The following is a 24946-nucleotide window of genomic DNA, read 5'->3' on the forward strand; positions in this document are numbered from 1 at the left end:
TTTATCTTAATCGAGCAGCTGCCAGTCGGGTACAGTAATTGCGGGAGCAATCTTTCTGAGCTGTCCCATCACCTCAGTACGGATGCGCTCCAGGGCCTGTTCATTTTCAGCCTCAAAGCGCAGGGTTAGTGCGCTAGTGGTATTGGAGGCACGTACAAGCCCCCAGCCATCGGGAAACTCTATACGCAGGCCGTCGATAGTATTGATATCGGCATTGCCAAAATTCCCCTTATCGCGCAGCTGGTCTATCAGTGAAAACTTCTCAGTTTCCTCTACTGGTAGCAGGATCTCAGGGGTGCTGTGCATTTTCGGCAAGGTGTCGAGGAGTTCATCAAGACTTTGTTCGCGCAGTGCCATAATTTCTAGTACCCGCGCAGCAGCGTAGATACCATCGTCGAAACCAAACCAGCGGTCCTTAATAAAGATATGTCCGGAAAGCTCGCCGCCCAAAATGGCTTTGGTCTCCAACATCTTGGCTTTCATCGGAGAGTGTCCGGTCTTCCACATAATGGGGCGGCCCCCATACTGGCTGATTAGCTGGGATAAACTGCGACTGCTCTTAACGTCGAAGACAATATTTTCTCCCGGATTGCGCGCAAGGATATCCCTTGCCAGCAACATAACCAGTTGGTCTGCCCAAGCGATACGGCCGCTGCTTGAAATTAGGGTAACACGATCACCATCACCATCCAGGGCCACGCCCAGATCTGCTCCTGTAGCCAGAACCTTTTCAGTCAAGGCTTCGAGGTTTTCTGGCCTGGAGGGGTCCGGTGCGTGATTGGGGAAGTTGCCATCCACCTCACAATAGATCGGTGTTACTGCACAGCCGAGCTGCTCAAAGAGGCGGGGAGCCAGGTTAGAGGTGGCGCCATTGCCAGCATCGATAACCAAGTGCGGTTGCCCGGCGAGGGCGACATTATTGAAAACTTCATCGATATATTTATCGGTGATTTCTTGCTCCCGATTGGCGCCTTCCCCACTTTTGAATGGGCCTTTTTTCATCAACTGGTAGAGCCCCTGTAGCTTGTCTTCCGCCAGGGCGCGACCTTTCAGTACGATCTTAAAGCCGTTGTATTCCGCAGGGTTGTGGCTTGCGGTAACAATGACCCCGCTACTGGTATTTTTTCCTTTCGCACAAGCGTAATAGAGAAGTGGTGATGGAATCAGGCCGAGATTAATAGAGTTGCAGCCACTATCTAGAATTCCCTCAATCAGGCACTGGCTAAGTGTCTCACTGCTATTGCGTCCATCTCGGCCAACTAGTAAGAGATGTTCTCCAGCGTGCTGTGCCAGGGTGCCGAGCGCTCTACCTAGTTGATAGGCAAAAGGTTCGTTGATTTCCTGCCCGGCGATTCCACGGATATCGTAGGCACGGAAAACATGCTGGGGATACTCAGAGGTCAGAGGCAGCTCGGGCTTGTCATCGTCACTTTCTGGCAAGTCCTTTGAACTATTTTCTTTTTCTTCGCTTTCTGAGTTCTCCGAATCAGAGTCCGAGATACTGGGTGCTGAGGCCAAGCTCTGCGGCAGAAAATCTGTATTGGAAGCCTGTGTAGTTCCTCCATCAGAGGCTTGTGGGTGTGCCTTATTAAGCTCGCTGCCACTAGCATCCTTACTTCTTTCCCATGGGGCTCTCGAATCGCGAGGTAGGAATTTCAGTAGGGCGAATAGGCTCACCAATATTCCAATACCGGCTCCGATGTAAATCCAGGATGTGGGCAGACTGTGCTGTTCGACAAAGGTTTGGGAGGGACTGAAGTGGAGGCTTAAATAGCTGTCCTCAAGTTGCTCTACAGTGTTGTAGCCTTTTCCTATGCCTGCGCGCCACAGTGTTTGTCGGTGGGCATCGGGAAACTTCTGCATTAACTGAACTTGTCCATGACTACCGCCCAGACTTTTTAAAATGTTTTCCAGCACGGAAAAGGGTTGGGTAGCCAGTAGTTGTTCATTTTCCAGGGTGATAACACTATGAAGTTGCCAGCTATTTTCCACACCTGTACGCAGTACTTCCATCGGTTGCTCAGGTGTTTCCTGACTGCGCTTTAACAGATCGATCAAGGCAAAGTTCAGGGAGGGATTTTGCCCTGAGCCCACTCGAACCTGTTCGGAAGAAAAGGCCTGGAGGGATACCTGCTCAGGTAGTTTGGTAGATTCAATCAGTGTTGCTGCAGGGAGCTTCCTTGATCCAAGGGCCTGCAGGCGCTTCGAATAGTCTGCGACGTAAGACTGCACGACTTCAGCTAGTTCGGCAGTTTTTTGCTTGGCGGCTAGCTCAATCTGCGAATGATTGTGGGGTATTACAAGATACTGGATTAACAGATAGGCACCGCCCAGCCAAGCGACAACTACTAATAATAACGGTAAAAATAACCCTTTCTGCATGGTACCGCCTGGTTTCTTTTTGTTGTTGGAGCCCACAGATATCCCTGATTTGAGCGTAAATGTTGTCACTGAGCCTTGGAGGCGATGAGTTCAATGAGCTGTCGGGCTAGGTCGGTCTTTAATGCGGGAGCCAGTCGGCTCTGACCATCCGCATCTATCACAGTGACAGCGTTGTGATCGCTGTTAAATCCCGAATCCGATTGGCTCACATCGTTGGCAATGATCATATCGAGGTTTTTCCGCTGCAGCTTGCTCTGGGCGTGGGCGAGAACCTGTTCTGTCTCTGCGGCGAACCCGATAGTGAAAGGCCGTAGCTCAGTACGCGTGGCTATGGCTGCAACAATATCGGGATTTTTGATGAGGGCAATTGCATCATCATCTTGCCCGTCTTTCTTTTTGATTTTCTGCTCAGCGACTTGGGCCGGCCGGAAATCAGCAACGGCTGCTGCACTGATAAAGATATCGCAGTGATCGGCGGCACTTTTGGCGGCCTCATACATATCCTGGGCGCTGATAACATCGATACGATTGACCTTTGGCGGCGTATCCAAATTTACGGGGCCGGCAATCAACGTCACTTCGGCACCGGCACTCTGCGCCGCCGCAGCCAGGGCGAAGCCCATTTTTCCAGAGCTGTGGTTGCTGAGGAATCTCACTGGGTCAATGGCTTCCCTGGTAGGGCCGGCAGTGATTACTACTTTGCGGCCCTGCAGTGAGTGGCTTGTGTGAAAAAGGGATTCAGTGTGTTCCGCCAGGTTTTCTGGTTCCAGCATACGGCCGGGGCCCACGTCGCCACAGGCCTGGCTACCCGCGCCTGGGCCCCAGAATATGACTCCGCGCTCCTTTAGGGTCTGAGCATTGGCTGAGGTAGCTGCGTGGCGCCACATGGCTTGGTTCATGGCTGGTGCCAGGGCCAGGGGGGCTTCGCTGGCCAAACAAAGGGTGGTTAAGAGGTCATCAGCCATACCGGCAGCCAACTTTGCCATTACCTGGGCACTGGCTGGAGCAATCAGGATAAGATCAGCCCATTTCGCCAGTTCGATATGACCCATAGCGGCTTCTGCCGAGGGATCCAACAAGTCTGTATGCACCGGGTTAGCGGATAGCGCCTGAAAGGTCAGTGGCTGTACAAACTCCTGTGCTCCGGCGCTCATTACCACTCGGACATCGGCACCGCGCTCTTTGAGCCGGCGAACCAGGTCGGCACTCTTATAGGCGGCAATTCCACCGCTGATACCTAAAAGTATGCGTTTGTCGGCCAGAGAGGACATAAATGCTGTTTCCGATTTGGTGCGAGCCGGTAAGATTAGCATTTCTGTGTCGTTTCTTATAAGACTGCAGTAGTGCTACAAAGGTGCAGCGTGGAAGAGGTGTTCAGTAGATGTGCGATAGATAAGACACTGACTAACTGGGCTACAAATGAAAATAAAGGACTGGCCGGCAGGTGAGAGGCCTCGGGAAAAGCTGTTGGAGAGAGGGGCTGAAGCCCTGTCGGATGCAGAGTTGTTGGCAATTTTTCTGCGCGTGGGGCTACCCGGCCTCTCAGCAGTGGATCTGGCCAGGAGACTTCTCAATGATTTTGGTGGCTTGCGCCCTCTATTAGAGGCCGAGCGAGATGACTTTTGCCGCGCGCGAGGGCTCGGCGACGCCAAGTTTGCACAGTTGCAAGCGGCGCTGGAAATGGCCAAGCGGCACTTGGCGGAGACGATACAGCACGGCAGCGCACTGTGCAGTCCCGGGGCGGTCAGGGATTACCTGGCAATCCAGCTCAGGCACCGGCGCAGGGAAGTGTTCTGCTGCCTCTACCTGGATAATCAACACCGGGTGATCGCTTTTGAGGAGCTGTTCGAGGGGACTCTGAATGCAGCGAATGTCTACCCGCGCGAAGTAGTACAGCAAGCGCTGTTGAAGGGAGCTGCGGCGGTTATTTTGGCGCACAACCACCCGTCTGGTGTCAGTGAGCCCAGCCAGGCAGATATCTGGATTACCGAGCGTTTGACCCAGGCACTAGAGCTGGTGGATATCAAGGTTCTGGACCATTTGATCGTCGGTGAGGGCAAGGCGCTATCCTTTGCAGAGCAGGGATTGATGTAAAGGTGTCGTTCCCGGCGTTGAAATGTTGTACAAAACTTGCTCCCTACGGGCTCTTTTGGTATAAAACGCCGCTCTTTGCGGCCGGGCCAGATTCTGCACAGGTTCCGCCGCCATCCAGGAACCGGATTAGAATCCCGATTTTTATGTTCCCGCACTACCTTTTCCTCTTCAGGATTGGCGCCATGCGGGCACAAGCGTTTTGAAGAGGCCAACAGATGTCCAAGGTATGTCAGGTAACCGGTAAGCGTCCGGTCACCGGAAACAATGTATCCCACGCTAAGAACCGCACCAAGCGTCGCTTTGTGCCGAACCTGCACAGCCACCGTTTCTGGGTTGAATCCGAGAAGCGTTTTGTGAAGCTGCGTGTTTCCGCGAAAGGCATGCGCGTTATCGATAAGAAAGGTATCGACGCTGTGCTGACTGAGCTGCGCGCCCGCGGCGAAAAAGTGTAACGGCTGTAGCCCAGCTAATAGATTGGAGATAGAGCAATGCGTGAGAAGATTCGTCTGAATTCCAGCGCCGGTACTGGCCATTTCTACACCACTACCAAAAACAAGCGCAACATGCCTGAGAAAATGGAGATCAAAAAGTACGATCCCGTTGTACGCAAGCATGTAATGTACAAGGAAGGCAAAATTAAATAATTGCCTACCGCTACTGTACAAAAAGCCCGGTTCTAACCGGGCTTTTTTGTGCGTATTGGAAATTGAGCAGCCAGTTTACACAGGGTAACTCCAGAAGATGCCAGAGCTCCCAGAAGTAGAAACCACTCTCAGAGGCCTGCAACCTCACCTGGAGGGGCATAAAATTCGCTCCGCAAAAGTGCGCCAGCACCAGTTGCGCTGGCCCGTGGAAGCAGACTTTGAGCGCCGTGTCCGCAATGCCCGGATACTGAAGCTGGAGCGCCGCGCCAAGTACCTGCTGGTGCACACCGATAAAGGCTGCGCTATCTGGCACCTGGGGATGTCTGGCAGCCTGCGAATGGTCGAGGCTGCACAGGCACCGGAAAAGCATGATCATATCGACTGGCGCCTGGATAGTGGTCTCACACTGCGTTACCGCGACCCGCGCCGTTTTGGTGCCCTACTGTGGACAGTGGCGGACCCACTGGCCCACGACTTACTCAGCCATTTGGGCCCAGAGCCTCTCTCGGAAGAATTTAGTGGTGACTATCTGTTCGAGACTTCGCGCAAGCGTAAGCAGTCTGTCAAAACCTTCGTCATGGATGGCCGTATCGTTGTGGGGGTGGGTAATATTTACGCCAGTGAATCTCTTTTCCTGGCGGGCATTCGCCCAGATCGACAGGCCGGTTCTATTTCCAAAGCCCGATACCAGCGCTTGGCTGAGTCCATAAAGCAGGTTCTCAGTCAGGCAATCGCCCAAGGTGGGACTACCTTGCGGGACTTTATTGGCGGCGATGGAAAACCTGGCTATTTCGCCCAACAGCTAAATGTTTATGGCCGTGCGGGTGAGTCCTGTCCCTCTTGCGGCCGAGCAGTCAAAGATATGGTTTTGGGCCAGAGAAATACCTTTTTCTGCTCTAGCTGCCAACGTTAAATCGCATCCTTCTGGCAGCTTTAGGCAATACTAATATCATCGTATTGCCGATAAGGAGCTGCTTAGTGGTCATGATATTGCCTTTTCTTACGGTCACCCTGTCGATTTGGGCCGTTTGGAATGGTCGTCGCGGCTCTGCAATGGGCTGGTGGTTGTTGACCTTGCTAATCTTCATTATGTGGTGTGGATATCATATGACGCGAGCACTGTCGCTGTCTTTCTAGGGACCGTGCCCATGATGGTGTTTATGGTCAGAAGGCTGGATAGCTTGGCGCTGTTAGCGGTAAGCATAATCCTATGGATTGCCTTGATCATGGAGTTGGTATCTCACCAACACCCCTGCCCTCTCTGTCTCTTACAACGTGTTGCCTTTGCCATGATTGGCATGGGATTGATGTTGAACCTGCGCTTTAGTATTCGTGCAGAGCATTACGGCGTTGTTATTCTTTCGTGTCTGGCCGGTCTGGCTGCTGCTGTCAGGCAGGTATTGCTGCATATCACCCCTGGCGATCCAGGGTTTGGCAGCCCAGTATTTGGCTTACATTTATACACTTGGTCTGCGCTGATTTTCTTTGTCTTACTGATCTACTGTGGCGTTGCATTAATGTTTGGCTTTAAGCGGCGAAGTTTTGCCACGAGAGAGTTTACTTTGATTGAAAAGTGCATTGCCATCTCGTTCTTCACTGTCGTGTTGGCCAATTTAATCGCGGTTCTCCTCGAGTGCGGTCTGGGTCCCTGCACCAGTGGGTCATTTGGGTATCACTGGTTGTGGTCTCGAGGTTAGGCACACAAATGTGTCCGAGCTTTCTACACTTTTCCTGATAAGACCCGAGTCCCGGGGAATTGCGGAAAACTGTGAGGTATCCCTATGCGCCTGGCCTGCCTGCTCATTTCACTATTGTTAATTGCTTGTGAACGAGCTGAATCCCCCTCGCCGGCCACCAGTGTTGAAACCGCCCAGCACGTTTTAAGGAATGCGTATATCTATACCGTCGACCCGGCCCGCAGTGTTGCCTCGGCAATGGCTATCCGCGATGGGCGCATTGTTTATGTGGGTACAGATCGGGGGGCAGAAGCCCTTGTAGGAGAGGGAACAAAGGTCACTGATCTCAGTGGAAAAATGGTATTGCCCGGTTTTATTCAGCAAATACCTGATGTTGGTATCAGTGACAGTTTGGATTTATCCACATATAAAACTGTAGAGGGGTATGAGAATAGCGTTCGTAAATTTATTCAGGCCAACCCCGAGAAGCAGCTTGTCGTTGGCAGCGGCTGGCGTCATGTCATTTTTGCACCACACAGACCACATAAAGCAATATTGGATCAAATAAATGATTTGATCCCCATTATTCTTTTCTCAGAAGATGGCGCCAGTGTATGGACTAACTCTGAAGGTATTGCCGCAGCTGGGATTGATATGGAGTCTAATTTTTCTGGGGGCGGTAGAATCGAAAAAGATGAAGATGGTCTTCCCATCGGTATTTTTCATGGTCGTGAAGCGGTGGAGGTTTTTTCCCGTCTGATACCCGTAAATAATGAGGGTGAAAAACCAACTCGAAGTTTTTCAGAGATTAAGAATATTGCGGCCCAGAGAGGCGTAACTACTTTTTTTCAGGCTGTAATGCCGCTCAATGATTTAAATAAATATCTCAGCGCTTTCGATCGCCCACTATCGTCAGAGAAATTGAGTTTGCGTATCCGGGCATCCTTTGAAATAGCGATGGATGTTACTGGTAAAAAACTTAGAGAATTACAGAAGGTTGCAGAAAAATATTCTGACGATGATTTCAAGATCAATTCGGTTAGCTTGAAAGCTGACAAGTTAGGTTTAGGTGATCAACGTGATTCAGGTCTATCGAGTGAACTTATTTCCAAGATAATTGCTCGTGCTAATTCATATAATTTCCAGTTTTACCTGGATGCTAAGAGTAATAAAGAGTTGGCAGATCTACAAAAACTCATACAGATATCCCTGGATGGTGGCAGGGAGTTGGGATTGCGTAACACCCTGCTTAATATCAGTTCGGATAATGCTGGGAGTGTATTGTCAGCTGATAAGGAAAAACCGATTTTATTGCTGTCAGTAGCAGCGCGCTCAAAAGTTTCTCCAGATGATAAAAGTCAATTAACTGAAAGTCGAAAATCTAATACAGAGCCTCGTCATATAGCCGTGGTTATGGACTCGGGATATGTTGCCGGGCGAGAGGTGTCACCAATCCAGAACATCCATGCTGGAGTCAGTAACCAGATATCATTGGAGACAATGATTGAAATGTTCACTTTTACCGGTGCTGTTACGAATCACCTGGAGCAGGATACCGGTAGTTTGGAGGTGGGAAAGTGGGCGGACTTTATTGTTTTGGACAAAAACCTGTTTTTAATTCCGCAGCGAGATATTGGTAGTGTCCGGGTGATACAGACTTATTACAAAGGTCAGAAAGTCTATGACCGCAGGCGCTAAGGAGAGGAAGAAACCGAGGGGAAGTGCGCCCCTCGGTTGATCAATGTTAACGCCCTTGGGCGCTGCCCTCGCGGCGGGGGTCGGCTCCCCCGTATAGCTTGTTATTTTGCAAAGCGATTGCATGGATACCGCTGTTGAGGCCCCTTTCGACAACCTCGTGCCCACGGACTTCGAGTTTCTCGATAGTATCGGGGCTGAAAAAGCCGGGCTCCAATTCGACCCTCTTACCGATAGCGCCGATATTTCCCGCAGAAATCGCTTCGGCAATCGGCATATTCAAGCCCAGATGGTAGAGAATGGTGCGCGCGGTGTAGTCAATAATTCGTGAACCGCCGGGGGAACCCACCAGAAGGCGCATGCTGCCATCTTTGTTGAAAACGATGGTGGGGGACATGGAAGAGCGTGGTCTCTTGCGCGCTTGAATGCGGTTGGCCACCCGCTCCCCACTACTGTTTTTTGGAGTGAAGGAAAAATCGGTGAGCTGGTTGTTGAGCAGGAAGCCCTTCACCATCAGGCGCGACCCGAAGCCGGTTTCAATACTGGTCGTCATACTGACACCATTACCGTAGCGGTCGACAATCACTAAATGACTGGTGTTGGGCAACTCTGGCGACTGGGCCATCACCCGCTTCACCCCGAGTTCGGCCGGGGTACCCGGAGTCGCAGCTGTGGCGGAGTCCGGGTCGATTAACTGCGCGCGGCGAGCCAAATAATCCCTGGACACCAGTGATTTACTGGGTACTTGGACAAAGTCGGAATCACCGGAGTAGGTGTTGCGATCGGCAAATGCCAGTTCCGAAGCTTCGATAAATAAGTGGGTGAGCAGATCACTGCCAGGCTCGAAGCGCTCCAGTGGGAATTGTTGCAGCATGCCCAGAATGCCGCCTACTGTGGTACCTCCGGACGACGGGGCATCCGCACCGCACACACGATATTCGAGAAACTCCGAACACAGGGGCTGGCGCTCCTTGGCCCGGTAGCTAACCATATCTTCGAGGCTCAGGAGCCCTGGGTTGGCGCTGTCATAGCGCACAGCTTTGACGATAGCCTTGGCAATGTCGCCGTGATAGAAGGCATCCGCACCGCCCTGGGCAATGGCCTCCAGGGTTTCCGCGTAAGCCGGGTTCTTCAAGTTGTGACCCACCGGCAGGGGCTTACCATCACTGTTGAAGAAGTAGCTGGCAATTTCCGGTCGAGCAGCCACCTTCGGCATGCGCAGTAACAGCTGGTGAAGGCGCGGTGATATCTGAAAGCCGGATTTGGCCAGGTGTATGGCCGGCTGAAATAACTGCTCCCAGGGTAACTTGCCATCGCGCTCGTGAGCCATTTCCAGCATTCGCACAACACCGGGAACGCCGACCGAGTAGCCGCCGATTACAGACTCAAAAAATGAACGCGGCTTGTTGTCGCGGATAAAGTAATTTTCGTCTACCTGAGAGGGGGCTGTCTCGCGCCCGTCGTAGTACTTGAGCTTCTTTGCCGCAGCGTCATAGCTAAGCATAAATGCCCCGCCACCAATCCCGGAGGATTGTGGTTCTACCAATCCCAATACCATCTGAGCGGCAATGGCGGCATCCACAGCACTGCCACCCCGTGCGAGAATCTGCTCGGCAGCTCGGCTGGCGTGGGGGTTGGCAGTGACTGCCATATAGAAGTTGGCCGTTGAGGACTTAACGGCAGTGCGACCGGTATCAAACTCCGGTTGTGGTTCATCGGCAAAAGCGAAAGCGGGACTCAGAACCAGTGCAAAGGCGGCGAGAAAGTTGCGCACGTAACACTCCGCGGATTGTGGATAAATCCGCTCGAGTGTATCAGAAATAGCCAGATTCAGGCTTAACGAAATTTCTCTTCCAGCGCGCTTTGTACAGCAGCCGGAACAAACTTGGTGACATCGCCGCCGAGAGAGGCAATTTCACGTACTAAAGAGGATGAAATGTAGGACAAATGTTCTGCCGGTGTCAGGAACAGGCTTTCCATATTGGGCGCTAACTGGCGGTTCATATTGGCCAGCTGGAACTCGTATTCAAAGTCGGACACCGCGCGCAGACCGCGCAGTACGCCATAAGCATCTACCTGGCGCACCAGGTCGGCGAGCAGGATATCAAACCCAATGACTTCGACATTGGGCAGGTGACCGAGAACTTTTTGTGAAAGTTCTACCCGCTCCTCTAAGGTGAACAGGGGGTTTTTGCGATTGCTGGCAGCCACAGCCACGATAACGTGGTCAAACAAGCGGCATGCGCGCTCCACCAAGTCCAAGTGACCATTGGTGATAGGATCGAAGGTTCCGGGATAGACGACTTTTTTCATACGCCAGGGCTTAAATGCGGGCCGAATGGGATGCGAATGGTAAACAATTTACGGCTAAGGTCAAAACCGAATCTTTTTATTCTTCCCTAAACCGATGGGCCGGTGCGGCGAAACAAGCGCATACACACTTGTCCCGCACGTTTTTCTTTTTCCTGTTCCCAGCCAGGTACTGATGCAACCGCTGTGTCTCGCGGTGTTTCCACATAGATTAATGCATCCTGCGAAAGATGGCCGGACAGGGCGCCTAGAGTTGCCTGCCAAAGATTGTCAGCAAAAGGGGGATCGATAAATACGAGGTCGTATTTACTGCCATTACTTCCGAGGAACTCTTCTGCACTACAGTTATGGACTTTGGCTTCCCGGGCGTTTAACTGTTTTAACTGTTCCGCCAGGGTTCGCGCAGCGCGAGTATTCAGCTCGACAAAATCTACCGAACCGGCGCCTCGGGATAGCGCCTCCAGCCCCAGGGCTCCTGAACCGGCAAAGAGGTCCAGGCAGCGGGCGTCGGGCAGGTAGAACTGCAGCCAGTTAAACAGAACCTCCCGCAGTCGGTCGCCGGTAGGTCTCAAGCCCTCCACTGGGGCAAACTGTAATTTTCGCCCGCGCCACTGTCCGCCAATGATGCGTAACTGTGAAAGGTTTTGCGGGCTTTGCTTTCGGGATGAACTTCTGGCCAAGGTAACTCTCTACTGGGGGCTTAGCGATGCTAAGATTAGCGTCTTTCTGCAAGCGGTACATCCGGACATACGAATGATTTTTGACTTCCTGCGCAAAAAGAAGAAGCGAAAGCCCGAACAAAGTGAGCCCCAGCAATCCCAGGCGGAGGTCATTGCTGCGTCTGAAGAGGAATCATCGGCGCAGAGCCCAGAGCCTTCAGCGCTAGAGAAAGAGCCCTCAGCGCTGGACAAAACGCCCTCAGACATAGAGGAAAAGTCGCCTGCCCAGGGAGAAACTTCCGCTCTGGAGGAGGCAAAGGCCCCTATCGATGAACCCACTACCCCAGCTTCTGCCCCCCAAGAGGAAAGTGCCGGCTGGGCGCAGCATACCGATGCAGCGGGCGAGCCGGAGGCCGTTGTCGAAGCCCCCCAGGTGGTTGCAGCAGCAGAGCCTGTAATAAAAGAAGAGGCCGAGAAGCCAGCCCCGATTCAGCCCGAGCCAGCTCCAAAACCCAGAGCCAAAGAGCAGCCGAAACCGGAAGCCAAAAAGAAAGAGGGCTTCTTTGCACGTATGCGTCGCGGCCTCAGCCGCACCAGCAACCAGTTTGTCGAGGGGATGGGAAACCTGTTCCTCGGGGCCAAGGAGATCGATGAAGATCTGCTGGAAGAACTTGAAACACAGCTGTTAATGGCAGATGTGGGAGTTGAGGCCACCAGCGAGATCGTCGAGCGCCTGACCGAACGGGTATCCCGTCGGGAACTGGCCGATGGCGATGCACTTTACAAGGCATTGCAGCAGGAGCTGGCGGACTTACTCGATAGTGTTGATGCTCCCCTGGAAATCGATATCAGCAAAAAGCCTTACGTCATCCTGGTAGTGGGCGTAAACGGTGTGGGTAAAACCACAACAATTGGCAAGCTGGCCCACCGCTTCCTCGGTGAAGGCAAGTCAGTGATGTTGGCTGCTGGTGATACATTCCGTGCCGCAGCCGTTGAGCAGCTGCAGGTTTGGGGGCAGCGTCACGATGTACCGGTTGTAGCGCAGCATACCGGTGCCGATAGTGCGTCAGTTATTTTCGATGCGGTTCAGTCTGCCCAGGCGCGCGGCGTCGATGTGGTAATTGCCGATACCGCCGGGCGCCTGCACACCAAATCCAACTTGATGGAGGAGTTGTCCAAGGTGCGCCGGGTGATGGGCAAACTGGACCCCAGCGCGCCCCACGAGGTGCTGTTGGTACTGGATGCTGGCACTGGCCAAAATGCAATTAACCAGGCCTCTCAGTTCCGTGAGGCGGCCGGCGTTACTGGCTTGGTGCTGACCAAATTGGATGGTACTGCCAAAGGCGGCGTTATCTTTGCCCTGGCTCGTCGTTTCGGCATCCCGGTGCGTTTTATCGGTGTGGGTGAGCAGGCGGAAGATCTACAGCCATTCCGCGCTCGCGAGTTCGTATCCGCCCTGTTTGGCCGCGATAAGGCCTGATAGTTCGCCTAGGAAATAACAAGAACAACAGAAGCCGTGATCACTTTCGATAATGTGAACAAGCGTTACGCATCGGGGCAGGATGCCCTGGTGCGAGTCAGCCTGGAAATCCCCCGTGGCGATATGGTGTTTCTCACCGGTCACTCCGGTGCGGGTAAAAGTACTTTACTGAGACTCCTGACCGCGATTGAGCGCCCTACTAAGGGCAGTATTCTTGTCGCCGGACAGAATCTCAACCGCCTGCGCAATGGCCAGATCCCCTACTACCGCCGCAACCTGGGTATTGTCTTCCAGAATCACCAGCTGCTATTCGACCGCAGCGTTTTTGACAATATTGCCCTGCCCCTGTCTGTTGCTGGTTGCAATAAGCGCGAGGTAGGGCGTCGGGTTCGCGCAGCTCTGGATAAGGTCGGCTTGCTGCACAAGGAAAAGCAAAATCCCATTATGTTATCTGGTGGTGAGCAGCAGCGGGTTGGGATTGCCCGCGCAGTCGTCAACAAGCCCGCGATACTGGTTGCCGATGAGCCCACCGGCAACCTGGACCCAACTCTCTCGCAGGAAATCATGCAGTTGTTCGCCGACTTTAACGCTGTGGGGGTTACGGTGCTGGTGGCGAGCCACGACTTGGAGCTGATTGCACGGATGCGCCGACGGGTATTGACCCTACAGGCTGGCCAATTGATTTACGACGGAGTTCCGAGCCGTGAAGTACACCCAAGCTAAAGCGCAACGGCAGGCCAACCCTGCCGCAGACAAGCGTGTGCGTAGCACCGGCGCTGTTGTTGCGCAAACAGGGCTGGGCGATCGATGGAATAGCTGGTTGGGGCACCACCGTGAGATGGCTGCCGACTCTGTCAGTCGATTTTTTAGCGCACCCATGGCCAGTGCAATGACGGCGCTGGTGATTGCTATTGCCCTGGCCCTGCCGGCGGCATTGCAATTGGGATTGTTGAATTTCCAGCGTGCGGTGGCCGGTTGGGATGGGCAGCCACAAATTTCTGTTTTTCTACACAAAAATGCGAGACCGGCTGCGGTTAATTCCCTGGCCGACAAATTGCGCAGTGATCCCGCTATCGCGGAGGTAACTTATGTCTCCCCGGAAGATGCCCTGGCAGAGTTTGAACAGGCCTCGGGGCTTGGGGATGTATTGGTTGGCCTGGATGCCAACCCCCTGCCGGCAGTGCTGTTGCTGCGGCCAAGGGATGCGAAGGACGGCGATAAACTTCAGGCTTTGGTGGAGAATCTGAGAGCCCAGGCACTGACGGATTCAGTGGTCTTGGATCTTGCCTGGGTCCAGCGCCTCGCCCAGATCACCGAACTGGGACAGCGTCTCTCCGCAGGTCTAGCCCTGTTATTGGCGCTGGGGGTGGTATTGGTGGTGATCAATACCATACGACTGCATATCGAAAGTCGCCGGGAGGAGATTCTGGTAGTAAAGCTCGTCGGCGGCACTAACGCGTTTGTGCGGCGGCCGTTCCTTTACAGTGGCATTTGCTATGGACTATTTGGCGGGCTGTTGGCGTGGCTGTTGCTTGCAGGTGGTGTGGCTATGTTGTCTGGGCCAGTTGAGAGTCTGTCATCAAGTTATGGCAGCAGCTTCGAATTGAGAGGGCCGGGAGCCAGTTACTTCTTTCAATTAACGCTGGGGGCCTCCTCGCTGGGCCTATTAGGAGCCTGGCTTGCGGTAGCGCGACACACTCGCAAGATAGAGCCTCGCTGACCGATCAGTCTGATCAAGAAGGGTAAAGTGTTCTGGCAAAGGGAACCTGAGGCGTAAAAAGCCCCTCTAATCCCGCGAAATACAACAGAATACGGTAGTTGTTGGCGGGCTTTCTTATCTGCCCGTGCAAGTGCTACACTGAGTCCAGCTTGTCGCCGGATACAGTATCCGTCGGCAGCAGCCGGTAGGATCGGCCGACTAATAATGACAGGAGAGACCTGAATGGGAACCAGCCTACAGCCAGTGCATACGCTGTCTCCGGGCGCCAACCTGGGAGCTTATATCCAGACCGTCAGTGGTTTTGACGTACTGACCGCTGAACAGGAAAAGCACCTGGCAGAAGACCTCTATTACCGCGAAAATCTCGATGCTGCACGCCAGCTGGTCATGTCACACCTGCGCTTTGTAGTGCATATCGCCAAATCTTATTCCGGCTACGGGCTCAATGAAGCCGACCTGATTCAGGAAGGTAATGTCGGTTTGATGAAGGCCGTCAAACGCTTCAATCCCGAAAAGGGAGTGCGCCTGGTATCCTTTGCGGTACATTGGATTAAAGCTGAAATCCACGAATTTATCCTGCGCAACTGGCGTATTGTCAAAATTGCCACCACCAAGGCGCAGCGCAAATTATTCTTCAACCTGCGCGGTCAGAAGAAAAAACTCGCCTGGTTGACCAATGCAGAAGCTAAAGCCGTCGCCAAAGACCTGAATGTGGATGTTACCCAGGTCCATGAAATGGAAGGCCGCCTGGCTGCACACGATGCGGCTTTTGATGCGGGTGTCGATGACGATGACGATACCGCCTGGCAGGCACCGGCTCACTACCTGGAAGACCGCAGTTTTGATCCGGCCGCCCAGCTTGAGCGGGATAACTGGCAGGAAACCAACTTGACCAGCCTCGCCAGTGCTATGGCACAACTGGATGATCGCAGCCGCGATATTATTCAGGCCCGCTGGCTCAGTGAGGAGAAATCCACATTGCATGAGTTGGCTGATAAGTATGGTGTTTCCGCTGAGCGAATTCGCCAGCTGGAAAAAAATGCCATGAAGAAAGTGCGTGCTGCTATGGAAGCCTAAATCGGCGTTCTGGTACACGGGTAGAAAACCGCGCAGTAGCGCGGTTTTTTTTGTCCCGCCTGTTACAGGCATACCTGTCACCACTGGGTAAAACAAAAAGGGAAGGTAATGGCCAAACTCTATCTGCTGCTGTGTGCACTCTTTGGCGCTAGTGGCGTGGCTCTGGGGGCGTTTGGGGCTCATGGCCTGCGCGGCAAGGTGGCAGAGAATCTGCTAGAGGCCTATAAAACCGGAGTCCAGTACCAGATGATTCATGCCCTGGCGCTGTTTGGTGTGGTGCTGCTAGTGCAAAACTGGGGAAACCGTTTATCGCTGACCCTGAGCGGTGCTCTTTTTACTTTCGGTATTATCTTCTTCTCCGGCAGTCTCTATGCCCTGGCACTGGGAGGCCCCCGATGGCTAGGTCCAATCACCCCTCTCGGCGGGCTGATGATGATTGCCGGTTGGGTAGTCCTGTTTTTTGCCGCATTTAATTTCTCTAAGTAGCCACCTTTACTGGGCTTACACTCAGATACCGAGCCCGAACAAAACATCAAGATATAAACCGTTTCGCATAAGAGGTCGCGAACAATGCAAGACGAATCTGCGGAAGATTTTCCCTACCGCACAGAATTTAAGAAGAAATCTATCCGCAGCTATGTGATTCGCGCGGGGCGAATGACAGAGGGGCAGCGCAATGCCTTTGACAATTATTGGGGGCAGTATGGACTCTCCCTATTTGATGGACCTCTGGATCGCCAACAGGTCTTTGGCCGCGAGGCGCCACTGGCGTTAGAGATCGGTTTCGGTATGGGGGATTCCCTGTTGGCCATGGCTGAAGCCGAGCCAGATAAGGATTTTATTGGTATTGAAGTACACCCGCCGGGGGTTGGCCGGTTGATCAATAATGCCGGCAAGGCAGGTATCAAAAACCTGCGTGTTTACATGGCCGATGCGGTCGATGTCCTAAACGATTGTATTGCCGATGGGAGCCTGGATCGTTTCCAGCTGTACTTCCCTGACCCCTGGCACAAGAAGAAGCACCACAAGCGCCGGATAGTGCAGCCGGAATTTGTTCGCCTGATTTGCAGCAAGTTAAAAACCGGTGGCCTTATGCATATGGCGACAGATTGGGAGAATTATGCCGAGCATATGCTGGAAGTATTGCAGGGGGAAAACCTGCTAGAAAATACCGCCAGTGAGGGTGATTATGTTGCCCGGCCAGAATGGCGCCCAGAGACCAAGTTTGAGCGTCGAGGGCAGAGACTGGGGCACGGTGTTTGGGATCTGGTATACCGCAGGTTACCTGGTGAAGCGCAGCCGCTCACTATCTCTGACGTAGATGCGTCAACCGCTGAAGAGTCCAAAGGCGAATAATTCGCACTGACGATCAATGCTTGCCACCGGTGCTAACATGGCACCAGTGGCATGCAACAGCCCACCTCTATTGTTAGAAAAACTCATTCCAGTTTTTCTTGGCGGCTTCCCATCGGCGCTTGTCTTCTACAACATTCAGGTTGCGGATGGTGTTACTGTCATAGGACATCCAGTCCGACAGTTCAATATTATTTTGGGTGCCCGCAAAATAACGCATGCGAAAGCGGCGAATAAATTGGTTGGGAATAGCCATAAAGGCAACTTCACGTCCCTGGGTGACAGTGGAAACCTCTACGCATTGGTGGTTTCTTTTATCGAGCTCATAGATAAAACCGGTAGTGGCTAAGTCACCCTCATTTGTTCCATGCACAAAATAATACCTTTTTGGGCAATAAGTTTTGTTGTGCCAGGCAAAGCGCGCAACAATATTTGCATTGGTAGTGGTTGAGATGACTTGGTTAGATGCTCCGGTACCCAGGTGCGGATCAAAGCGGCCATTTTGATTCATCCAGGGAAAGAATCCCCCGGCTTGCCACAGCTTCTGTGGTGGGCGGGTATCGCCACGGTATAACAGCGTTGTCACTGTGTGCAGATTAAAACCACTGCGGCTAAATCGGTAATTAAATAGTGAGAAAGGGACGTCCAAATGGGCTTCGATGTTGGATATTGCTCTCCTCTCAGAGCTGAAAGCTTCACTGGCTTGTCGATACCAGCAGTAAGCTCCACCGAGTAAAGCTAAAACGGCATCTTTACGGCGTGTTATTCCATCGCTATCGAGTAGCTTGGTGGGTGTGGAGGGATCAAATCCAGTAAGCCAGGTATATAGGGTTTCCACTAGTACTTTGGCGACACGGGTAATCCTTCCGTAATCATTTGTTTGAATTTGTACTGCCTGGCTCACTAATTGGTCGATCCGGGTTAGTCCATCACTACTGCGCTTGTGATACCACTTACTGTTGCTATTGGAATTATTTTGGAAGTCCTGTGCGTACTCACGGATACTTTTGGGGACATAGCAGGTGGTTTGTATGTTTTGTGGGTGAACCAAGTTCCTAACATAGTTATCGATATTGGGTGCCAGCAAGGGTTAACTCTCCTGTCTTTATTACTGTTTTTCGCCACTAGCCGTCTATGCTTCTAGTGGTGCTGTGATTATCGAATTTTATTTCCAATAAGAACCGGATTCAGGAAGCATCGCGAAAACAAAACCGAATTATTTTTATTAATAGATATTGATGTTAATAATAATTTGGGGGGTTGATCAAGGAAGGAATCTTGGTGTTTCTAATGAGAAGGCGTGACCCTCTGCTTTCATTTCTCTATAGCCTGCCGTTTATCTTACTCTTTACAGTTTCTGAAGTCCGTGCTGATTTTGTTGGAACTTTAAACCTCTATGTTAATGGGGGTAAGCATTGGTTTGATGGTGACCGCCTACAAGGCACGCCATTTCGCGGTTTTGAAATGCGAGATACCTCAGGTGTCGGTGCCGGTTTTGGCTTTAACATGACAAATCATTGGGCGATGGAAGGGGTTGTCGACTATTTCGTCGTGAGTGTTGCGGATACGCCCGAGAAAGTAGATGTGTATAACTACCGCATAGATCTCCTATATCAATTTGGAGGGCAGTTCTGCGGTAATTTTTGTTGGCAGCCCTATGTCGCGTTTGGCCTGGGTGAAATGCGTATTAATTACGACCGGCGTTACCGTAAAAAACACTGGCATCCAGATGACCCAAAGTATGTCTATGATCCGGATCATCCCTACGACCCATACTATCCCTATCCTTGGGATTGTCGTAAGAAATTCTATGTCCCTGAGGATCGGCCAGACGGCCACCATTATCCCTACCCGCCTTACCATTGTGACTGGCATGACCGGCAAAATATGGTGAATGTGGGAATGGGAATTAAATATCACCTGGGGCCCCGTTGGCAGGCCCGCGCAGATATACGTCTTTTCCAGGGGGTCGAAGAAGGTGGTGTCGATGGTTTTGCCAGCTTGGCGGTCGGCTATCAATGGCTTGAATATCCGGATTTTTGGTATGACGAAGATGCCGATGGTGTTATTGATGCCACTGATCAATGTCCGCAGACCCCAGTGGGAATCGATGTGCAATTAGATGGCTGCCCGCTGGATACAGATTTTGATGGTGTACCCAGCTATATCGATCAATGCCCAAATACACCGATTGGTATTGCAGTGGATGAATACGGTTGTATTCGTTAAGGGCAACTAAAATCGATTTCTTCAGCGGGCGGCAGAAAAGTTCTGAAGCCCGCTGAAGATATTGTTTAAAATGATTTTCTATAAAATTACTCGCTGCGAATTTCTTCGAGCTTCTCAGAAATTTCCAGCCATTCCATTTCCAGTTCTTCCATTAATTCCTGCTGCTCCGACTGCTCTTTATTAAGTCGAGCTATTTCCTCCTGCTGGCCACCGCTATATAGCGCTTCATCGGCAAGTTTTTCCTGTACTGCGACCAATGCCTTTTCTGCCGAAGCCATCTGTCGCTCAATATTCTTGAGTTTGTTGGTCAGGGGTTTCAGTTGTTCGCGTAGAGCGGCGGCGGCGCGCCTTTGGGCCTTCTTATCCTCAGGGGCTTTTTCCTCTGTGCTTGTAACAGTGGAGGCGCTCTCTTCTTTGCGTTTCTTTTCCCGGTTAAAGCCGAGCAGCCACTGTTTGTAGTCATCAAGGTCACCGCTATAGGGTTCGGCGCGGCCATTGGCCACCAGAATAAATTCGTCGGCAGTATTGGCCAGTAGATGACGATCGTGGGAAACCAATATGACGGCACCGGGAAACTCCGCCAGCGCCAGGGTCAGGGCGTGGCGCATTTCCAAATCAAGGTGGTTTGTCGGTTCATCGAGAAGCAACAGGTTAGGTTTTTGCCAGGCCAGTAGTGCCAGGGCTAAACGGGCTTTTTCACCGCCGGAAAAGCCCCCTACCGTTTCGAAAACCCGATCGCCGATAAAACCGTAGCCGCCGAGAAAATCCCGCAGCGATTGCTCCGAGGCATCGGGGCTCAGCCTTTGCAGGTGCAGCAACGGGGAACCGTTGCTATCCAGTGCTTCCAGCTGATGCTGGGCGAAGTAGCCGATGGCCAAGTGTTCGCCACATTGGCGCTCGCCTCTGAGGGGGGCGAGTGTGCCAGCCAGGGTTTTGATTAGAGAGGACTTGCCCGCACCATTGGGGCCGAGCAGGCCGATACGGCGTCCCGGTTGAATGCCCAGCTGAACGTTCTTCACCACTATTTTTTCGGCATAGCCAATATCCGCCTCGCGCAGGTCGATTAACGGATTAGAGGTTTTCTCTGAGGATGGCAAAGTAAAATGAAAAGGGGAATCCACATGGGCTGGGGCAATCAGAGCCATCCGGTCCAGGGCTTTCAGGCGGCTTTGTGCCTGCTTGGCCTTGCTCGCTTTGGCGCGAAAGCGCCGCACAAAGTCTTCCATATGTGCGCGTTCGGCTTGCTGTTTTTCAAACTGTATTTGCTGCTGGGCCAGGCGCTCAGCGCGAGCGCGCTCGAAGGCACTGTAATTGCCGCTGTACAAGACCAGTTTTTGCTGTTCAAAACTGACAATGCCGTCGACCACTGCATCGAGAAAGTCGCGGTCGTGGGAAATAATCAGCAGGGTACCGGGGAAGCGTTGCAGCCACTGTTCCAGCCAAAGGGTGGCATCCAGATCCAAGTGGTTGGTGGGCTCGTCCAATAGCATAAGATCTGCGGGGCACATCAGGGCACGGCCCAAATTGAGGCGAATACGCCAGCCACCTGAGAAGCTGCGAACGGGGCGCTGTTGCTCTTCGTGGGAAAAGCCGAGCCCGTCGAGAAGTTGCGCGGCGCGCGCCGGGCCACTATAGCCATCAATACTGGCCATGCGCTCGTGCAGTTCTGCCAGTTTGTGACCGTCGGTATCGCCGCTCGCTTCGGCCTCTGCCAGTTGCTTTTGCAATAGCCGCAACTCGCTATCGCCGTCTAAAACGTAATCCAGTGCTGACTGCTCACTAGCTTCTACCTCTTGAGCCATATGGGAGATACGCCAGGTGCTGGGGAGGTCTACCCGCCCTGCATCGGTTTCCAGTTGTCCAAGCAGCAGTTTGAACAGAGTTGACTTGCCACAGCCGTTGGCACCGATAATTCCGACTTTGTGGCCGGGGAAGATTCTGCAATCTGCGCTGTCAAGCAAGTCGCGCTCACCTCGGTGCAGAGAAACCCCTTGTAAATTGATCACTGGAAAAACCTCATATGAATAGGCCGATGAATGCTAGGCTATTGAACAGACCCGGACTCCACAGAGACTGGGGCACTATGCCGATCAGCAAAGGGTCGGGATTTTAACGTGACAAATACTTCACCTCCATCTTCCCCCAAGGAAAACCCCCTCTGGCAGTTCAGCTTGGACTTTTATGCCTATCAGGATGTTGAGAAGTTCCTACTCGACTGCCAAGACAGAAATGGCGCTGACGTGTGTCTTCTGCTGTGGGCGAGCTATACAGCCGTTTGTGGCAAGGAAATCAGTGAAGAGGGATGGAGAGTCGCAGATCGAGGCGTTGCGCCGCGCAGGCGAATGATTCGCAGTGTGCGACACCTGCGTCGTTGGTTGGGGAGTTTGCGCCCCCATTCCCAGCGGGCCTACGCACTGTGTAAACGCTATGAATTGAAGCTGGAGCAGTTACAGTTGGCTGCGCTGTGGAAAATTTATGTTGAGGACTGGCCGGGGGATCGTTCTGCACTGGAGCTAGCATCCCAGCAATATGGTTTGCAGCAAAAAGATCAGGCCCGCTGGGCGGGCCTGATCGAAAGCTACTTGGCTCACAGGGGGGCAGCGGGTTAAACCACTGTTACACCCCTCTGGGCACTGTACTTTTCTGGGGTCGCCGGTAATACAGTCGTGAAAAGTACAGTGCTCAATTAAGCAGCACTATATTTGGCTGCGAGGAGTCCCAAGACTACTCGCCGCTGGGTTGCTCTGAAGAAAACAGGCTGTTTGCCGGAGTGCTAGGAGTAATCGTTGCTGCTGGGCGCGGAGTATCCACCGGTTTCTGCTGCTCAGCTGGAGCCATGGTTTTTGAATCGTCTTTGGGCTTCTCTACGGTTTCTGGCTTGCTGGCAGTCTTCACCTTCGGAGTTTCTGCGCTTGGCTTGACTGTTGCAGGCTTGGCTTCCGTAGAGGGTTTGCTCGCCGATGGTTTTTTGGCAGCAGCAGTTTTAGCTGGAGCTTTCTTCGCTGGAGTTTTTTTCTCGGCAGTAGAAGCTTTCTTGGCTGGCGCTTTTTTCGCAGTAGTGGAGGCTTTCTTTGCGGGAGTTTTCTTTACCGCTTTAGTGGCAGCGGCGGTTTTTGCCGGCGCTTTCTTGGCACTAGTTTTCTTTTCTGTGGCTTTTTTTGCCACTGTCTTTTTCGCTGTTTTGGTGGTGCTGGTAGTGCTTGCTTTAGTGCGGCTCTTTGCTGCGGTTGCTTTAGGAGCGGCTACTTTTTTTGAGGTGGTAGCTTTACGGGCTTTTGGCTTGGATTTGTTCAGCAGTTTTTCTGCTTTTACACCGGCCTTACGTACAGCTTCGGCAGCTTTCAGCTCGGCTTTTGCCTGGGACTCAGTACCCTTTGCTTCGGCGTGTGATGCCTTTGCTTGCTGGAGTACTTCGTTATGCTTTTCTACATTGGCCTTGGCGGTTTCTACACGCTTTTGTGTGGCAGCTGTCTTTCGTGTCTTGGCTGCAGTTCTAGCGTCTACTAGTTTGGTTTTCGCTTTAGCTAATTTTTCTTTTGCGGAAGTCAGTGCTTTTCCGGCTTTTAAAACACTTTTGCCGGCATCGGTAACTTTCTTGTTGCGGGCTTTGTCCAGCTTGACGGTTAGCTTGGAAATTTGTGCTTCCAGTTCTGCGACTGAATTGACAGCTCTTTGTTTGGCAGCCATGAGTAAATGTCCTGACGTTTATTATCAATTGGAACATCCGGACAGTGTACGGATCAGATCTATATGAAATAGACATATTTAAATCGGGGATCTGAACACTGTAAATTGTTCTGAAACTGAAAAGCACCTCAAACAGTCCGGAACAATAACCGGCGACTGGTCGATAATAGCGCTGTTTTTAAAAAAAATGTATGCCGTAAGCAGCGAAAATAGTGCTGTAAATGTATTTTTTTCTCGCTGGTCCCTGGAACCTTGAGGTGGAATGTGGTGTCCTGCACAGTGTGCGCGTCATCGGTATGCACTTGCAGTCGCCTTAGGTTAGACTTGAGCGGACTGGCGGAAAAGGTGCGCCTGGAGGCTAAGGGCCGAATCAGGATTACTTGATAAGCCGCCGCAGGCATTGACCCAGGGTCAAGCGCGAATCATTCAACGCAATACGGACAAAGAGACAACACCCATGAATAAATACCCTTTGGCTGCAGCAATTGCCCTTGGCCTGGCGCTGACCGGCTGTAACGAACAGGGATCTAAGCAGGAAAAAGAAGTTGCCCTGGACACCCAGGAGAAGAAGGTCAGCTACATCATTGCCGAAGATATGGCGAAGCGCCTTGAAGCTCAGGATGTGAAATTAGATCCCCAAGTGGTGATGATGGCTCTTAAGGATGTTTCCAGCGGCCATGAATCCCGTTTGACTGAAGAAGAAAAGCAGCAAACTATCGCTGCCTTCCAAGAGCAAATGCAGAAGAAGCAGCAGGAAATGCTGGCTCAGCAAGAGAAAGAATTCAAAGAGACTGCTGATAAAAACCTGCAGGAAGGAAAGGCTTTCCTCGAAGAGAATGCCAAGAAAGATGGTGTTGTTACCACTGATTCCGGCCTGCAGTACAAAGTGATTACTGAGGGTTCCGGCGGCCAGCCCAGTGAGAACAGCACTGTTGAAGTGGACTACAAGGGTACCCTGATTAATGGTGAAGAGTTTGATAGCTCTTACGCCCGTGGTGAGCCGGTCCAGTTCCCAGTTAATGGTGTTATCAAGGGTTGGACCGAAGCGTTGCAACTGATGAAAGAGGGTTCCAAGTGGGAGCTTTACATCCCCTCCGAGCTGGCATATGGCCCGGGTGGTGCAGGCGGTAAGATCGGCCCTAACGCAACGCTGATTTTTGAAGTGGAGCTGCACAAAGCCAATGTTGGCAAGGAAGATGGCGCCGAGAAAAAAGAAGAGAAAAAAGAAGAGCCCAAAAGCGAGTAATTAAATTTACTACTTTGGATTCAATAAAGGCGCCCAATGGGCGCCTTTATTTTTTACCCTGAAAAATCAACAGCAAAAATATTCGATTAAAGGCGCCGGCTCCCCATCGCCTTTACAATGATGAATTCAGTTTTTTAGACCAGCTGGTTTTTATGGGCTGTGTGCAAAAGTGCGATCATTCGATCCTCGGAACTAAAGCGGGTTTCCAGTGCTTCCCCCAGCTGTGACAAATCTGGGTTCAGGCTGGATAGATCGTCGGTTTCCTGGTACTTATCATTGAAATCGACAGCGACATCAGTGGTCACATCAATATCCCCATAGAGTTCCCGCGCTTGTTGCAGCCCCTGTTTATCATCAAAAGCCTGGCCTTCAAGTATGAGCTGTTCGTATACCTCAAAGTGTCCCGCAGAGACGTAGTCCACCAGCAACTGGCAAAGATGACGAACACCGTTCTCGGTCTCCGAATCCCCATCGTTAAACTCTTTCTTCTCAGATAGATGGTAGTAACTTACCAGCAGGATTTGTCGGGACTGTAGCCAGCGGTCAATGATTTCACTGACGCCACCCCAGCGCTCGCGCGCAGATTTACAATTTTCCAGCATCTCCAAGAATCCTTTGGTTACTGTTGCCGTGATAGCCAGCTTTATTGCTGATCCCGAAGGCCCTAAGAAGATAGGAGATTCCCCCGCCGACG

25 protein-coding genes are annotated in these 24946 nt (G+C 52.2%); 16 read left to right on the forward strand and 9 right to left on the reverse strand.

Going from position 1 to position 24946, the window contains the following annotated elements:
* Positions 1–6 precede the first annotated feature (6 nt).
* Both ACJJI5_RS01895 and coaBC read right to left on the reverse strand, forming a co-directional pair.
* Positions 7–2382, reverse strand: a complete 2376-nt coding sequence (locus ACJJI5_RS01895; RefSeq protein ID WP_445355384.1) for a phosphomannomutase/phosphoglucomutase — start codon at positions 2380–2382, stop codon at positions 7–9.
* Positions 2383–2447: 65 nt separating this feature from the next.
* On the reverse strand, positions 2448–3653 hold the full coding sequence (gene coaBC / locus ACJJI5_RS01900; protein ID WP_413665903.1) for a bifunctional phosphopantothenoylcysteine decarboxylase/phosphopantothenate--cysteine ligase CoaBC: 1206 nt from the start codon (positions 3651–3653) through the stop codon (positions 2448–2450).
* A gap of 148 nt (positions 3654–3801) precedes the next feature.
* Here coaBC and radC point away from each other — a divergent pair, with 148 nt between their 5' ends.
* The 7 genes from radC (at position 3802) to ACJJI5_RS01935 (ending at position 8494) form a co-directional block, all read left to right on the forward strand.
* Positions 3802–4476, forward strand: coding sequence for a RadC family protein (gene radC / locus ACJJI5_RS01905; protein ID WP_413663818.1), 675 nt, complete (start codon positions 3802–3804; stop codon positions 4474–4476).
* Between the two features lie 215 nt (positions 4477–4691).
* Positions 4692–4928: a 50S ribosomal protein L28 gene (gene rpmB, locus ACJJI5_RS01910; protein ID WP_020413982.1), complete on the forward strand. Its 237-nt coding sequence runs from the start codon at positions 4692–4694 to the stop codon at positions 4926–4928.
* A 36-nt stretch (positions 4929–4964) separates the two neighbouring features.
* The gene (gene rpmG, locus ACJJI5_RS01915; RefSeq protein WP_020413983.1) at positions 4965–5120 is read left to right on the forward strand and encodes a 50S ribosomal protein L33; all 156 of its coding nucleotides are present in this window, start codon (positions 4965–4967) and stop codon (positions 5118–5120) included.
* A gap of 97 nt (positions 5121–5217) precedes the next feature.
* Positions 5218–6033, forward strand: a complete 816-nt coding sequence (mutM, locus tag ACJJI5_RS01920; protein WP_444911810.1) for a bifunctional DNA-formamidopyrimidine glycosylase/DNA-(apurinic or apyrimidinic site) lyase — start codon at positions 5218–5220, stop codon at positions 6031–6033.
* 71 nt (positions 6034–6104) lie between these two features.
* Entirely contained in the window at positions 6105–6257 is a 153-nt protein-coding gene (locus ACJJI5_RS01925; protein WP_444895664.1) for a DUF5993 family protein, read from the forward strand.
* A gap of 11 nt (positions 6258–6268) precedes the next feature.
* The gene (locus ACJJI5_RS01930) at positions 6269–6817 is read left to right on the forward strand and encodes a disulfide bond formation protein B (protein ID WP_445355385.1); all 549 of its coding nucleotides are present in this window, start codon (positions 6269–6271) and stop codon (positions 6815–6817) included.
* A gap of 237 nt (positions 6818–7054) precedes the next feature.
* Positions 7055–8494 carry an amidohydrolase family protein gene (locus ACJJI5_RS01935; RefSeq protein ID WP_445356296.1) on the forward strand — a complete coding sequence of 480 codons (1440 nt, stop codon included), beginning with the start codon at positions 7055–7057 and terminating at the stop codon, positions 8492–8494.
* A gap of 46 nt (positions 8495–8540) precedes the next feature.
* Here the strand turns inward: ACJJI5_RS01935 and ggt are convergent, their stop codons facing one another.
* From ggt to rsmD, 3 genes are all read right to left on the reverse strand, one after another.
* A complete protein-coding gene (ggt, locus tag ACJJI5_RS01940; protein ID WP_445355386.1) occupies positions 8541–10265 on the reverse strand; it encodes a gamma-glutamyltransferase in 1725 nt (574 codons plus the stop codon).
* Positions 10266–10327: 62 nt separating this feature from the next.
* The gene (coaD, locus tag ACJJI5_RS01945; RefSeq protein WP_282930647.1) at positions 10328–10804 is read right to left on the reverse strand and encodes a pantetheine-phosphate adenylyltransferase; all 477 of its coding nucleotides are present in this window, start codon (positions 10802–10804) and stop codon (positions 10328–10330) included.
* An 86-nt stretch (positions 10805–10890) separates the two neighbouring features.
* Positions 10891–11481 (reverse strand): 16S rRNA (guanine(966)-N(2))-methyltransferase RsmD, encoded by a 591-nt coding sequence (rsmD, locus tag ACJJI5_RS01950; protein ID WP_445355387.1) that lies wholly within the window; start codon positions 11479–11481, stop codon positions 10891–10893.
* Between the two features lie 412 nt (positions 11482–11893).
* Between rsmD and ftsY the strand changes: the two genes are divergently transcribed.
* The 6 genes from ftsY (at position 11894) to trmB (ending at position 17093) form a co-directional block, all read left to right on the forward strand.
* Positions 11894–12940 carry a signal recognition particle-docking protein FtsY gene (gene ftsY, locus ACJJI5_RS01955; protein ID WP_445356297.1) on the forward strand — a complete coding sequence of 349 codons (1047 nt, stop codon included), beginning with the start codon at positions 11894–11896 and terminating at the stop codon, positions 12938–12940.
* Positions 12941–12976: 36 nt separating this feature from the next.
* Positions 12977–13663 (forward strand): cell division ATP-binding protein FtsE, encoded by a 687-nt coding sequence (ftsE, locus tag ACJJI5_RS01960; protein WP_282930649.1) that lies wholly within the window; start codon positions 12977–12979, stop codon positions 13661–13663.
* Positions 13644–14660 carry a permease-like cell division protein FtsX gene (ftsX, locus tag ACJJI5_RS01965; RefSeq protein ID WP_445355388.1) on the forward strand — a complete coding sequence of 339 codons (1017 nt, stop codon included), beginning with the start codon at positions 13644–13646 and terminating at the stop codon, positions 14658–14660. Before ftsE ends, ftsX begins: the two co-directional genes overlap by 20 nt.
* Before the next feature lie 222 nt (positions 14661–14882).
* Entirely contained in the window at positions 14883–15737 is an 855-nt protein-coding gene (gene rpoH / locus ACJJI5_RS01970) for an RNA polymerase sigma factor RpoH (RefSeq protein WP_282930650.1), read from the forward strand.
* Positions 15738–15845: 108 nt separating this feature from the next.
* Positions 15846–16223: a DUF423 domain-containing protein gene (locus ACJJI5_RS01975; protein ID WP_444906858.1), complete on the forward strand. Its 378-nt coding sequence runs from the start codon at positions 15846–15848 to the stop codon at positions 16221–16223.
* An 84-nt stretch (positions 16224–16307) separates the two neighbouring features.
* A complete protein-coding gene (trmB, locus tag ACJJI5_RS01980; protein ID WP_445355389.1) occupies positions 16308–17093 on the forward strand; it encodes a tRNA (guanosine(46)-N7)-methyltransferase TrmB in 786 nt (261 codons plus the stop codon).
* Positions 17094–17166: 73 nt separating this feature from the next.
* Here trmB and ACJJI5_RS01985 read toward each other — a convergent pair whose 3' ends face one another.
* On the reverse strand, positions 17167–18177 hold the full coding sequence (locus ACJJI5_RS01985; RefSeq protein ID WP_413663809.1) for a hypothetical protein: 1011 nt from the start codon (positions 18175–18177) through the stop codon (positions 17167–17169).
* Between the two features lie 203 nt (positions 18178–18380).
* Between ACJJI5_RS01985 and ACJJI5_RS01990 the strand changes: the two genes are divergently transcribed.
* Positions 18381–19319 (forward strand): outer membrane beta-barrel protein, encoded by a 939-nt coding sequence (locus ACJJI5_RS01990; protein WP_282930654.1) that lies wholly within the window; start codon positions 18381–18383, stop codon positions 19317–19319.
* A gap of 86 nt (positions 19320–19405) precedes the next feature.
* Here the strand turns inward: ACJJI5_RS01990 and ACJJI5_RS01995 are convergent, their stop codons facing one another.
* The gene (locus tag ACJJI5_RS01995; protein WP_444906861.1) at positions 19406–21325 is read right to left on the reverse strand and encodes an ABC-F family ATP-binding cassette domain-containing protein; all 1920 of its coding nucleotides are present in this window, start codon (positions 21323–21325) and stop codon (positions 19406–19408) included.
* 108 nt (positions 21326–21433) lie between these two features.
* Here ACJJI5_RS01995 and ACJJI5_RS02000 point away from each other — a divergent pair, with 108 nt between their 5' ends.
* Complete coding sequence (locus ACJJI5_RS02000; protein WP_444906862.1) at positions 21434–21928, forward strand: TIGR02444 family protein; 495 nt, start codon at positions 21434–21436, stop codon at positions 21926–21928.
* 115 nt (positions 21929–22043) lie between these two features.
* Here the strand turns inward: ACJJI5_RS02000 and ACJJI5_RS02005 are convergent, their stop codons facing one another.
* Positions 22044–23006 carry a histidine kinase gene (locus tag ACJJI5_RS02005; protein WP_444906863.1) on the reverse strand — a complete coding sequence of 321 codons (963 nt, stop codon included), beginning with the start codon at positions 23004–23006 and terminating at the stop codon, positions 22044–22046.
* 457 nt (positions 23007–23463) lie between these two features.
* On the opposite strand from ACJJI5_RS02005, the gene bamJ reads away from it, so the two are divergent.
* Positions 23464–24252, forward strand: a complete 789-nt coding sequence (gene bamJ / locus ACJJI5_RS02010; RefSeq protein ID WP_444906864.1) for an FKBP-type peptidyl-prolyl cis-trans isomerase — start codon at positions 23464–23466, stop codon at positions 24250–24252.
* 134 nt (positions 24253–24386) lie between these two features.
* Here the strand turns inward: bamJ and rsd are convergent, their stop codons facing one another.
* Positions 24387–24854, reverse strand: coding sequence for a sigma D regulator (gene rsd / locus ACJJI5_RS02015; protein ID WP_445355390.1), 468 nt, complete (start codon positions 24852–24854; stop codon positions 24387–24389).
* Between the last annotated feature and the right edge of the window lie 92 nt (positions 24855–24946).

This window comes from Microbulbifer maximicatervae (SeqCode), assembly GCF_052467955.1.

Excerpts from the sequence above, each read along its gene's own strand:
- ACJJI5_RS01895 (WP_445355384.1), bottom strand. The coding sequence starts at position 2,382 with ATGCAGAAAGGGTTATTTTTACCGTTATTATTAGTAGTTGTCGCTTGG.
- coaBC (WP_413665903.1), bottom strand. The coding sequence starts at position 3,653 with ATGTCCTCTCTGGCCGACAAACGCATACTTTTAGGTATCAGCGGTGGA.
- radC (WP_413663818.1), top strand. The coding sequence starts at position 3,802 with ATGAAAATAAAGGACTGGCCGGCAGGTGAGAGGCCTCGGGAAAAGCTG.
- rpmB (WP_020413982.1), top strand. The coding sequence starts at position 4,692 with ATGTCCAAGGTATGTCAGGTAACCGGTAAGCGTCCGGTCACCGGAAAC.
- rpmG (WP_020413983.1), top strand. The coding sequence starts at position 4,965 with ATGCGTGAGAAGATTCGTCTGAATTCCAGCGCCGGTACTGGCCATTTC.
- mutM (WP_444911810.1), top strand. The coding sequence starts at position 5,218 with ATGCCAGAGCTCCCAGAAGTAGAAACCACTCTCAGAGGCCTGCAACCT.
- ACJJI5_RS01925 (WP_444895664.1), top strand. The coding sequence starts at position 6,105 with ATGATATTGCCTTTTCTTACGGTCACCCTGTCGATTTGGGCCGTTTGG.
- ACJJI5_RS01930 (WP_445355385.1), top strand. The coding sequence starts at position 6,269 with ATGATGGTGTTTATGGTCAGAAGGCTGGATAGCTTGGCGCTGTTAGCG.
- ACJJI5_RS01935 (WP_445356296.1), top strand. The coding sequence starts at position 7,055 with ATGGCTATCCGCGATGGGCGCATTGTTTATGTGGGTACAGATCGGGGG.
- coaD (WP_282930647.1), bottom strand. The coding sequence starts at position 10,804 with ATGAAAAAAGTCGTCTATCCCGGAACCTTCGATCCTATCACCAATGGT.
- rpoH (WP_282930650.1), top strand. The coding sequence starts at position 14,883 with ATGGGAACCAGCCTACAGCCAGTGCATACGCTGTCTCCGGGCGCCAAC.
- ACJJI5_RS01975 (WP_444906858.1), top strand. The coding sequence starts at position 15,846 with ATGGCCAAACTCTATCTGCTGCTGTGTGCACTCTTTGGCGCTAGTGGC.
- trmB (WP_445355389.1), top strand. The coding sequence starts at position 16,308 with ATGCAAGACGAATCTGCGGAAGATTTTCCCTACCGCACAGAATTTAAG.
- ACJJI5_RS01990 (WP_282930654.1), top strand. The coding sequence starts at position 18,381 with ATGAGAAGGCGTGACCCTCTGCTTTCATTTCTCTATAGCCTGCCGTTT.
- ACJJI5_RS02005 (WP_444906863.1), bottom strand. The coding sequence starts at position 23,006 with ATGGCTGCCAAACAAAGAGCTGTCAATTCAGTCGCAGAACTGGAAGCA.
- bamJ (WP_444906864.1), top strand. The coding sequence starts at position 23,464 with ATGAATAAATACCCTTTGGCTGCAGCAATTGCCCTTGGCCTGGCGCTG.
- rsd (WP_445355390.1), bottom strand. The coding sequence starts at position 24,854 with ATGCTGGAAAATTGTAAATCTGCGCGCGAGCGCTGGGGTGGCGTCAGT.